This is a genomic window from Nonomuraea turkmeniaca, assembly GCF_005889735.1.
Lineage (GTDB): Bacteria > Actinomycetota > Actinomycetes > Streptosporangiales > Streptosporangiaceae > Nonomuraea > Nonomuraea turkmeniaca.
Map to the genome: position 1 here is coordinate 1 of NZ_VCKY01000316.1, position 10,404 is coordinate 10,404.

The 10,404-nt window shown below is 70.2% G+C and carries 11 protein-coding genes and 1 pseudogene; 8 read left to right on the top strand and 4 right to left on the bottom strand.

Annotated elements, in window-relative coordinates; translation table 11 throughout:
- From ETD86_RS56260 to ETD86_RS49005, 3 genes are all read left to right on the top strand, one after another.
- Positions 1 to 192, top strand: a 192-nt coding sequence (locus ETD86_RS56260; RefSeq protein WP_211370810.1) for a hypothetical protein, incomplete at its 5' end; no start/stop codon positions are given.
- A gap of 739 nt (positions 193 to 931) precedes the next feature.
- Positions 932 to 1,240 (top strand): MiAMP1 family antimicrobial peptide, encoded by a 309-nt coding sequence (locus ETD86_RS49000; RefSeq protein ID WP_170223708.1) that lies wholly within the window; start codon positions 932 to 934, stop codon positions 1,238 to 1,240.
- Between the two features lie 249 nt (positions 1,241 to 1,489).
- Positions 1,490 to 2,059: a carbonic anhydrase gene (locus ETD86_RS49005; protein WP_138673476.1), complete on the top strand. Its 570-nt coding sequence runs from the start codon at positions 1,490 to 1,492 to the stop codon at positions 2,057 to 2,059.
- 168 nt (positions 2,060 to 2,227) lie between these two features.
- Here the strand turns inward: ETD86_RS49005 and ETD86_RS49010 are convergent, their stop codons facing one another.
- The 3 genes from ETD86_RS49010 to ETD86_RS49020 all read right to left on the bottom strand — a co-directional run bounded on the left by ETD86_RS49010 (position 2,228) and on the right by ETD86_RS49020 (position 4,891).
- Entirely contained in the window at positions 2,228 to 2,668 is a 441-nt protein-coding gene (locus tag ETD86_RS49010; protein WP_138673477.1) for a cupin domain-containing protein, read from the bottom strand.
- Positions 2,669 to 2,876: 208 nt separating this feature from the next.
- Positions 2,877 to 4,289: an AMP-binding protein gene (locus ETD86_RS49015; RefSeq protein WP_138673478.1), complete on the bottom strand. Its 1,413-nt coding sequence runs from the start codon at positions 4,287 to 4,289 to the stop codon at positions 2,877 to 2,879.
- A complete protein-coding gene (locus ETD86_RS49020; RefSeq protein WP_138673479.1) occupies positions 4,286 to 4,891 on the bottom strand; it encodes a VOC family protein in 606 nt (201 codons plus the stop codon). The genes ETD86_RS49015 and ETD86_RS49020 overlap by 4 nt, the downstream gene beginning before the upstream one ends.
- Before the next feature lie 140 nt (positions 4,892 to 5,031).
- Here ETD86_RS49020 and ETD86_RS49025 point away from each other — a divergent pair, with 140 nt between their 5' ends.
- From ETD86_RS49025 to ETD86_RS49035, 5 genes and pseudogenes are all read left to right on the top strand, one after another.
- Positions 5,032 to 5,358, top strand: a complete 327-nt coding sequence (locus ETD86_RS49025; RefSeq protein ID WP_138673480.1) for a VOC family protein — start codon at positions 5,032 to 5,034, stop codon at positions 5,356 to 5,358.
- 495 nt (positions 5,359 to 5,853) lie between these two features.
- Positions 5,854 to 6,315: pseudogene (locus tag ETD86_RS60440) on the top strand (RNA-guided endonuclease TnpB family protein); the annotation flags it as partial.
- Positions 6,305 to 6,613, top strand: a complete 309-nt coding sequence (locus tag ETD86_RS60445; RefSeq protein WP_170223709.1) for a zinc ribbon domain-containing protein — start codon at positions 6,305 to 6,307, stop codon at positions 6,611 to 6,613. The pseudogene ETD86_RS60440 and the gene ETD86_RS60445, both read left to right, overlap by 11 nt.
- A gap of 82 nt (positions 6,614 to 6,695) precedes the next feature.
- Positions 6,696 to 6,845 (top strand): hypothetical protein, encoded by a 150-nt coding sequence (locus ETD86_RS56270; RefSeq protein WP_170223710.1) that lies wholly within the window; start codon positions 6,696 to 6,698, stop codon positions 6,843 to 6,845.
- An 11-nt stretch (positions 6,846 to 6,856) separates the two neighbouring features.
- The gene (locus ETD86_RS49035) at positions 6,857 to 7,090 is read left to right on the top strand and encodes a hypothetical protein (RefSeq protein WP_138673482.1); all 234 of its coding nucleotides are present in this window, start codon (positions 6,857 to 6,859) and stop codon (positions 7,088 to 7,090) included.
- On the opposite strand, the gene ETD86_RS49040 is transcribed toward ETD86_RS49035, so the two are convergent.
- Entirely contained in the window at positions 7,071 to 10,073 is a 3,003-nt protein-coding gene (locus tag ETD86_RS49040; RefSeq protein ID WP_138673483.1) for an alpha-mannosidase, read from the bottom strand. The genes ETD86_RS49035 and ETD86_RS49040 overlap by 20 nt on opposite strands.
- Between the last annotated feature and the right edge of the window lie 331 nt (positions 10,074 to 10,404).

The window sequence follows — 10,404 nt, forward strand, 5'->3', positions numbered from 1 at the left end:
GGCGGCTTCCGTGTCTCGGTGGGGCCGCGCGGGATGACGTACGCGCAGGGTGAGCTGGCCGGGCTGCCGACCGTCATCGAGTTCGACGCGGGGAGCATGGTGCTCACGACGTTCGGGCGCAGTAACGCCGGCACCGTCAGGGGCGACCTGGCGATCGCCGACCGCTACCTCAACCTGTTCTTCCGGATCTAGCGCTGACCTGCGGCTCTGTGACCTGCTGGTGTGACGGCCAGCAGGTCACTGAGCTGCGGGAACCTCGTGGCGGCGGCAGGTGCACCCGCCCGCCGGTTGCGCCGCACTCGCGAGCGGTGAATCCCGTCGCGCCGGCATCACCCGACCATGCCCGAGTCGACGGGTCCTGTACGCGGCCGCCATCACCCGTGCTGGGCCTGCGGCGGCCTACCTCCTCCCTCCCGCGGGGGACCGATCTCCCCCGCGCAAGGGAATCCGTGCGGTTGAACGCCGCCGCACAATGGCGGCTCCGGACGACGGGGGAGCAGTGTCATGAAGATTGCGTATGTGGCGATGGGATGGACGGGCCTCTACGTGGCGTCGAAGGTCTCGTACGCGTTGCAAGGGCGGCTCGGCATCACCGGCGGTCCGCACGTGCCGCCCGCCGGTTACGCGGATTTCGGGCCGGGCGAGGTGGCGCTGGCGCAGTGGGCCAACGCCGGCAGCGGGTTGCTCATCGTCGCTGTCCTGCTACTTGGCCGGCTCGCCGTGACGGGGCGCTGGTGGCATCGGCTCCTGCTCGCGCTGCATTGGCTGTGCACCTGCGCCGCCGCCCGACGCGCATGCCCGCGCTCTAGGACGTTCGCCGCCGGCCATCCGGTCGCCCCGTGCTGTACTGCGGGCATTCACTTGGCTGGCAACGGAGAGTTGCTTTACGATGACGCACAGTATCCGTCGGCGAGACCTTGGAAGGACCTCCGTGAAGAGATTCATCCTCACCTCCGCGTTCACCGCCGCCGTCGTCGCCGGAGCCGCGGGCGCCGCCTACGCATCGCAGTACGTCGCCTACGAAGGCCCCGGCTTCACCGGCAGAAGCGTCGTCATCGACCGGTGCGGCGTGTCCAACATCCCCTTCAACGGCTCCTACAAGTGGTACGGCGACGGTCAGAGCGGGCGCATGTACAACCGGCCCAATGCCGAGGGTGTCGCGCACTTCACGTTGGCCTCCAACCGGAACGCCGAGCAGCGCACGCCGGTGGGCTGGAAGAGCATCTTCATCGTGTGCTGACCCCCCGTCCCTCGGAGGCCCGATGGCCTGTGAGTCGTGGAAAGGCCCGACAGAGGAAAGGGGCAGGTCATGAGCCTTCAAGCTGATGGTCCGCGGCGGCGGACGCTCCTCGTGGGAACCGCGTCCCTGACAGCGGCCTGCCTCGTCGGCTGCTCATCCGCCGAGGTGACGAACGAGATGCACAAGGCCGGGCCCGCATCTCTGGCAGGACCGTCTCCTGGCACGCCGAAGGCTGCTTACGAACGGCTGATGGAGGGCAACAGACGCTGGGTGGCCAACGCACTCCAGCATCCGGATCGCGATCCCACCCGCAGGGAGCTGCTGGCCTCCGGCCAGCAGCCCTATGGCGCGGTGCTGTCGTGCATCGACTCTCGGGTGCCACCCGAGCTCGTTTTCGACACCGGTCTGGGTGAGTTGTACGTCATGCGTAGCGGTGGGGTGGCGATAGGGCCCGTCATCACCGGTTCCGTCGAGTACGGGCCGATGACCAGCGGAACCCCGCTGATCGTCGTGCTCGGTCACCAGCGGTGCGGCGCGGTCTCGGCGGCGTACAGTGCCCTGCGGGAGGGCAAGCCGCTGCCGGGCAACCTCCAGGCGATCCTGGAGGCTCTCCGTCCGGCATACGAACAGGCCGCGCAGGAGAACCACGCCGATCCCGCGGAGGCGATGGCCAGGGCCCAGGTGACATTGACCGCGAACGCCCTGCGCGGCAATCGAGACCTCGCACCGCTGGTGACCAAGGGAGTCCTGGCTGTGGTCAGCGCGTACTACTCCCTGGACACAGGCCAGGTCGAGATCCTGAACGGCGCACCTGCCTGAACTGACCGATGAAGAACACCGGAACCTTGGTGCCAGGCTGCGGGGCCCGGTATGTCGCCTTCAACGTGCGGTGGTGAACAGGAACGCGCAGTGGTGGCACTGCGACCACTGTCCACCTCACGGGCAAGGGCAGGCAGATGCGAATTGAGCGCAGTCAAGGGACCTTGGTCAGGACCGCGGCGCGCGACGGTCTCGCCGAGCTTCCAACTCCTCCGGGCTGACCACGGTCAACATCGGCTGCCCGGGCGCGCAGAACATCGTCACCACGAACGCCGACTCCTCGTCAGCGAGGTGGTTGCCGTCCTGGTAGTGGATCACGTCCCCACCAGGCTCCCAGAAGGCCTCACCCGCCCGGACGACCCGCACGGGTTCGCCTTCGAGCTCGAAGTTGATGGACCCCTTGACCACGTACCCGTACGCGGGCCCGGAGTGCCGGTGAGGCGGCGCACCAGGGCTGTTCGGCGGCAACGTGACCAGGAGCGTCATCGCCTCGGCCCCTTCCGGCGCAGGCGGCGCCCCCGGCACGGTGGCGACCACGTCGATCTTCGGCGGTGGTCCGCTCTTGTCCGGGTTCTCGAGGTGGTGAGCGTGAGTGTGATCGGTGCTCATCAGGATTCCTTCGCGGGACGGTGGCCGGCTCGATCCGGCCGTGCACCAGCTCAGACAAGACAGCACCCCGATCTGTGACAACGCCCTGGACAGTGCACCTGCCGGAAACCTCATCCGCGCAGCTCAAGCGGCATGTTGGTCGTGGTGGTCCGGGTTCATGGCGGTCACCGTAGTGATCGTCGCCGGCGATATCGGCGGACGGATCCTCTCACCCCAGGTCGCGTCCCCCGGCCGCCGGGAGCAGGTGCTTGGCCACGCGCGCGGTGGGGGTCCGTGGCAGGGCGTCCAGCTGCTGCCAGAACCTCGGCACCTTGTACGCCGCCAGCCGCGCCGCCGTCCACTCGCGGAGTACGGCCAGGTCGAGGTCGCGTCCCGGGACCGCGATCACGAACGCTTTCACCTCCTCCTCCGTCAGCTCGGACGGCACCCCGATCACCGCGCATTCGAGCACGTCGGGGTGGGCTGCCACGGTCTCCTCGACCTCCAGTGGCGACAGGTTCTCGCCGCGGCGGCGGATGACCTCCTTCTTTCGGGCGACGAACGTGTACGTGCCGTCGGGGTTCGCCGTCACCAGGTCGCCCGTGTGCAGCCAGCCTTCCTTGATGGTTTTGGCGGTTTCATCGGGCATGCCCCAGTAGCCGGGGGTCACGGCTGGATTGCGCAGGAGCAGCTCGCCGTCCTCCGCCACCCGCGCATGGTTGATCGTGCCCAGGCCGGGGTGCTGGCGCGGGGTGCCGAGCGTCTCGTACGGGCGGGCGCCACGCGGCCAGATCAGCCCGTACGGGGTCTCCGACAGGGCGTAGCCGACCACGATCCGCAGGCCGAAGCGGCGCTCGATCTCCAGCTGCCGCTCGCGGGCCGGGGCCGGGCCCGTGTAACAGAGCCGGAGCGGGTTGTCGGCGTCGTCCGGTCGTTCCGGCTGCCGCATGAGGATCTCCAGCATGGCGCCGATCGCGTTGAACTCGGTGGCGCCGTGGCGCCGGGCGTCGTCCAGGAACGTGCGGGCGGAGAAACGGGGCACCAGGATCAGGCCGGCGCCGCAGGACAGGGACCCCATGACCGAGTAGGCGGGGGCGTTGATGTGGAACAGCGGCAGCGTCGTCATCAGCCGGTCGTCACCGGTCAGGCCGAGCCAGTGGGGGAAACCCTGACCGGCCAGCGCGTACGCCCGGTGGGTCTGCATGACCAGCTTGGAACGGCCGGTGGTGCCCGAGGTGGGGATGAGGGCGGCCAGATCGTCCGGCTTGACGAGGCCTGTCGGAAGATCGGCGGGCCGCGGCCATGGGCCAGGTGTCCTGATGATGTGGGCCGGCTCGGCCTGCTCGATGAGGGCGTCCAGCTCTCGGTCCGTGCTGCGCGGGTTGACCGGCAGCGTGATGGCGCCCAGCGCGGTCAGGGCCAGCCAGCAGATCAGGTCGCGCGGGGTGGTCCTGGCCACGAGCATGACGATGTCGCCGTGCCGCACGCCCTGGGCGGCGAGGGTCTGCGCCTCGCCGCCCACCAGGGCGGCGGCCTCGGCGAACGTGATCACCGCGTCGCCGTGCAACCAGGGACCGTCGCGGTTGGCGGCGGCGGCGAGCAGCTGCGGGATCGTGACCGGGAGTGATCCGGGGGTCGTCAAGGCTCCAGCGTGATCCCTTCGCGCCTGAGATCCTCGATGATGCCGTCCACCAGGCGGGTGGCGACCGTGTGGTGCAGCCGGCCGTCGTCACGCAGCTCCCGTACGGCGGGCACCGGGTCGGGGTCGCCGAAGAGCCGCTCGTCGGCGTAGTCCGCCGGCCGCCCGGTCGGGTCGATGGTCCACCAGGACGCCTCCAGCGCGATGCCGTTCGGGTCGCTGAAGTAGATCGACCGCAGGAATCCGTGGTCGATGACGTCGGTGACCTCGCACCCGTGTGCCTTGAGCCGGTCGCGCATGCGGTTGAGCGCGTCCTCGTCCGGCAGGTGCAGCGACAGGTGATCGAACTGCGCCGCCTTGGCGTACGGCACGCCCGCGGGCTTGGCGAAGCTGTCGAGCGGCTGGTCGGTGTACTCGAAGAAGGCGACGGTGTTACCCGGCGCCACCTCGAAGAAGTAGTGCTTGAACGCGGGCACGGCAAGGGTGGTGACCAGGCGGGCATCGAGCACACCGTGCCAGAACCGCACGGTGGCGTCCATGTCCGCGGTTACCAGGGCGAGATGGTGCACGCCGCGCCAGTGCACCGGGTCTGGGGTTGCGACCATGGGTCAACCGTATGCCTTTCAACTATCGCTGGTAAGTGAGGACTACCTGCCCACACGGGGAGGGACGTCACCAGGTCGGCGCCGAGGTCCTCGGCCGGCGTACGCCCCGCGGTCCAGGACCGCGGGCGTATCGTCAGGGGATGCCACATCCTGACAGTTCGCCGCTGTTGCGGAAGGTCGACGCGGTCACCGTGCCGGTGCCGGACCTCGACAGCGGTCTGAGCTTCTACCGGGACCGGCTCGGGCACGAGCTGCTGTGGCGCAACGACGAGCTCGGACAGGCCAGGTTGTCGCTGCCCGACAGCGATACCGAGATCGTCCTGTCGACCGGGCTCGACCTGGCCCCGGCTTGGCTGGTGTCGTCGGCGGACGAGGCCGCAGCCGGAGTGGTGGCCGCCGGCGGCCGGATACTGGCCGAGCCGGCGAAGTCGAAGGAGCCGGCCAGATACTTGTTGACCGCCACGTAGAGGACGACCGCAGTGTAAAGGACGGAGAAGGCAGCCGCTGGCTGGCCGCACTGGGAGAAGAACGGGCCATCAGGGGGCGGACCCAGCCCGCTCCCTCCCATCCAGGCCACCTTCTCCGGGCTCGCCGGAACGCCGTCCATGGAGTTCTTGATCAGAATCTTGGTGCGGACACCCGGGTCCTTCGGGAGCGGGGGGAGCTGGACCCCTCCATTCGAGACCCCCGCCCAGGTCGACGCCCTCACAGCGGCGGTGCTGCTGTGCAATCAGGCGGCCACGTTCGTCTCGGGGCAGGCTTGGCGGCAGCGCGTCTTCACCGTACTGGAGCTGCACCGGCTCGCCTACTACCCGGTGCGCGCACAGTTCGCCGGGCTGGGCGCGCAGGCGGCCGTGCGGGCTATCGCCCGGGTGGCCGGTGCCTATGCCAACCGGCGCGCCACCAAGAAACGCGCTCACGTGTTCCGCCCGTACGGCGCCGTTCCCTACGACGCGCGGCTGATGAGCTGGAACCGTGATGCCCGTACCGTGTCGCTGTGGACCCCCACCGGCCGCGTGACCGTGCCATATACGGGGCGGCCGGAGGATCTTAAGGCCGTCGACACGTTGCCGCTCGGCGAGGCCGACCTGATCTTCCGGCGCGGCGTGTGGCTGCTGCAGGTCAGCGTCACCCTGCCCAAACCTGCGGTGCGCGAGCCGGTCAACGGCTTCCTCGGGGTGGACCAAGGGGTGGCGAACTTGGCCGTCAGCAACGACGGCGCGGTGCTGCCTGGCGCCGCCCTGCCCGGCCCGATTGGCGGCAACGGGCATGTGCGCAGTCTGCGGGGGCGGCGGCATCGGCAGCGCCGTCGCTTGCAGAAGAAGGGCACTTCTTCGGCGCGGCGGGTGCTGCGCCGCCTATCGGGGCGTGAGCACCGGATGATGACCGACGTCAACCACCAAATCAGCAAGCATGTGGTGCGCGAAGCCGAACGCACCGGCCGCGCGGGCCGGGGTCGCCTTCACAGTGGTCGACCCCGCCTACACCGCGCAGGCCTGTCCCGACTGCGGGTGCGTCTCCAGAGCGAATCGGCCCGCCCGGGGCCGGTTCGTCTGCACCGGGTGTGGCCTCGCTGGGCACGCCGATCACATCGCGGCCTGCAACATCGCCGTACGCGGCGTGGCGGGCTGGGCTGTTGTCAACCAGCCGCACGCTACCGGCCTCCCTTCAGCCAGACGGGACCGTGAGAGCAAACCACCGGCTCCAGCCGATGGTAGTTGACCATCCAGATCGAGAACGGCAAGCGAGCTCGCCGTCAAGAACAGCACCATCGCTGGCGCTGAGCTGCGGCAACCGGAGATGCGTGGAGGCGGTGTGCTGCCCGAGCGCCATCGAGGCGGCCATGGGCGGACAGGTCACCCATGCCGCCGTCTGCGCCGCGGCCGCCCGGGGGGAACCCGCGGCGCGGCAGGTGATCGAGCGGGTGGCGGGGCGGCTCGCCGCCCCGCCGTGAGCGTGGTGAACATGCTGGACATCGACCTGCTCGTGCTCGGCGGGCCCGCGCTCAGGGAGGTGGGCGAGATCTACCGCGAAGTGATCGCGCGGGCCGTCGCGAGCCGGGCGCTGGCCCGTCGCCTGCACGCCGTGCGCGTGGAGACCTCGCCGATCGCGGCGGACGCCGCCGCGATCGGCGCGGCCTCGCTGGTCTTCCACGCGACGTACGCGCCGCGGCTCGGGACTACCCTGCTGAGCGGCTGAAACGCAGGGTGACCAGCTCGAACGGACGCAGTGACAGCGACACCGCGTTCCCGTCGCGGCGCGGTTCGCCAGACAGCGGGCGTTCCAGCAGGTCGGTGGCCACCACGTCGGCGAACGGGAAGGCCGCCGTCAGCGTGGCGCGCGCACGGCCGCCCCGGGACTCGTGGAACCGGACGACCACGTCGCCGCTCTCGTCGTCGGCCAGCTTGACCGCCGTCACCACGACCGCGTCGTCGTCCACCGCGACCAGCGGCTCCACCTCCGCCCCGCCCGGCACGCGCCGCTCGGGCAGGTTGACGAACCAGCCCTCCCGGACCGCGTCGCCGATCGCCGCGCCCGGCACCAGCGCGTGCCGGAACGTGTGCACACCCTGGTCGGTCTCCGGGTCCGGGAAACGCGGGGCACGCAGCAGGGACACGCGGACGGTCGTGGTCGTGCCGCCCTCGCCGACCGTGCGGGTGACGTCGTGGCCGTAGGTCGAGTCGTTGACCAGCGCGACGCCCCAGCCGGGCTCCTCCACGTGCACGAAGCGGTGGTTGCAGGCCTCGAACTTGGCGGCCTCCCAGCTCGTGTTGGTGTGGGTGGGGCGGAAGTTGTGGCCGAACTGGCTCTCGGAGGCGTACCGGTCGGCGTGCACGTCCAGCGGGAACGCCAGCTTCAGGAACTTCTCCGTCTCATGCCAGTCGACCTCCGTGACGATGTCGAGCCGCCCGCCGGCCAGCGTGAGCAACTGCGTCACCTGTGACCCGCCGAAGGAGCGCCGGACGCGGACCGTCTCGCCGTCCAGGCTCAGCTCGTCGCGGCCGACCAGGTCGGTGACCGTGTTGCGGTAGAACTCGTCCACGTCCCACGCGTCCCACTTGTTGGGGAAGTCGGGGTGGAGCTGCAGCAGGTTCGCCGCCCGGCCGGGCGCGACCGTCTCCCTGCCGGCGGACCGGTCGTAGGCCGACACGACCAGGCCGCGGTCGTCGATCTCGACCCTGAGCAGGTCGTTCTCCAGGACGTAGCCGCCCTCCTCACGGGCCATGGCTCGGGTGGCCACGCCGGGCCCGGGGCGTCCCGCGCCGCCTGCCCGCACCCCGTGGCGGGTGTGCGGTGCGGAGTTGAAGAGCAGCGTGCCGCCGGACGCCTCCCCCGCCAGGGCGCGCTGCGCGGCGTCGATGAGGGCGTTCAGCTCCCGCGCCACCGCCTCGTACGTCTTCCTCGCCTCCCGGTGCACCCACGCGATCGACGACCCCGGCAGGATGTCATGGAACTGGTGCAGCAGAACCGTCTTCCAGATCCGGTCGAGCTGCTCGTACGGGTACGCCGCCCCCGCGCGCACGGCCGCGGTCGCCGCCCACAGCTCGGCCTCCCGCAGCAGCATCTCGCTGCGCCGGTTGCCCTGCTTGGTCTTGGCCTGGCTGGTGAGCGTGGCGCGGTGCAGCTCCAGGTAGAGCTCCCCGGCCCAGACCGGCGGATTGGCGTACTCGGCCTCCGCCTTGGCGAAGAAATCGGCCGGCGTCTCCCACGTGACCGTGGCGGAGCCCTCCAGATCGCGCACCCGGGCGGCCTTGGCGACCATCTCGCGGGTCGTGCCGCCACCTCCGTCGCCCCAGCCGGTCGGCGCGAGCGAGTGCCGCGCCACGCCCTTGTCCTTGAAGTTGCGGGCCGCGTGCGCGAGCTCACGGCCGCTCATCGAGCAGTTGTACGTGTCCACCGGCGGGAAGTGCGTGAAGATCCGTGTCCCGTCGATGCCCTCCCACAGGAACGTGTGGTGCGGGAACGTGTTGGTCTGGCTCCACGAGATCTTCTGCGTGAGCAGCCGCTTCGACCCCGCCGCCTTGATGATCTGCGGCAGCCCGGCGGCGAAGCCGAACGTGTCCGGCAGCCACACCTCCTCGTTGTCGACGCCGAACTCGTCGATGAAGAACCGCTTGCCGTGCACGAACTGCCGGGCCATCGCCTCCGAGCCGGGCATGTTCGTGTCGGACTCCACCCACATGCCGCCCGCCGGGACGAACCGGCCGGTCGCCACCGCCTTGATCACCCGCGCCCAGACCTCGGGCCGGTGTTCCTTGATCCACGCCCACTGCTGGGCCTGCGACATCGCGAACACGAAGTCCGGGTCGTCCTCCAGCAGGGCGGTCATGTTCGCGGCCGTGCGGGCCACCTTGCGCACGGTCTCGCGCAGCGGCCACAACCAGGCCGAGTCGATGTGCGCGTGCCCGACCGCGCTGATCCGGTGCGCCGACGGCACGGCCGGCGCCGACAACACCTCGGCCAGCCGGGCGCGGGCCGCCTCGGCCGTGCCGTTGACGTCCTGCAGGTCGACCGCGTCCAGGGCGCGGTCCACTGCTCGCAGCAACTCCCAGCGGCGGGCGGACTCCACCGGCAGCTCCGCCATCAGCTCGCCCGCGACCTCCAGGTCCATCACCAGGTGCCACACCGTCTCGTCGAAGACGGCCAGGTCCATGCGGCCCAGCGTGTACAGGGGGTCGTCGCCGGCGGTCTCCTTGTCGCCCAGTTGGGTCGGCTGGAAGCGGGGGTGGCCGAGGATGACCGGGTTGGAGGCGGCCTCGATGTGCAGGCGCACCTGCTCGCCGCCGTCGACCGGGGATCCGACGCGTACCCAGTGGTTGCGGGGGTTGAGGCCCTTCACCGGGGAGCCGTCGGGGCGGTAGACCAGGCCCTCGGACTGGAAGCCCGGCACGCTCTCGTCGAAGCCCAGGTCGAGCAGGGCCTCCACGGTGCGGCCCGTCCATTCGCGCGGCACCGTGCCGGTGACCGTGAACCAGCTCGTGCCCCAGGGGGCTCCCCACGCCGTGCCGGCGGCGATCGGCTCCGGTGCCGCCGCCAGGCCCTCCGCGACCGGCACCGGCTCGCCGGGCGCGTGCCAGACGGCCACGTCCAGCGGTACGGCCTCGGGGTACACGGCCGGACGGATGCGTTCGTCCAGCACACGCCTCAGGCGGGCTTCGACCAGGGTGCGGTCATCATGCATCTGGGAGCTCCCAAGCAAGAAAGTGACAAATCAGCCTTAAGCACGTTAACAACCCCAACGTGCCCGGCCATGCGCCGCTGCCCTCTGATCAAATCAAGTGGTCGCCGGCCGCTCGTGCAGCGCCGCGCCGGTCGTCAGCGATGGCCGTGTAGTGGGTGGCGAGCGCGTCGGCCAGCGGACCGGCCCTTGTCCAGATTTCTTGGCGAGTTCACGACAAGTCGGGATCTGGCCACACCTGTCGCATAGACAACGGCTGATCAGGATGACTAGGAATTCGGTAGTCGTGCTTACCGATTTCTCTGGAGGTCCTCCATGCCGCGTGGGTTGGGGC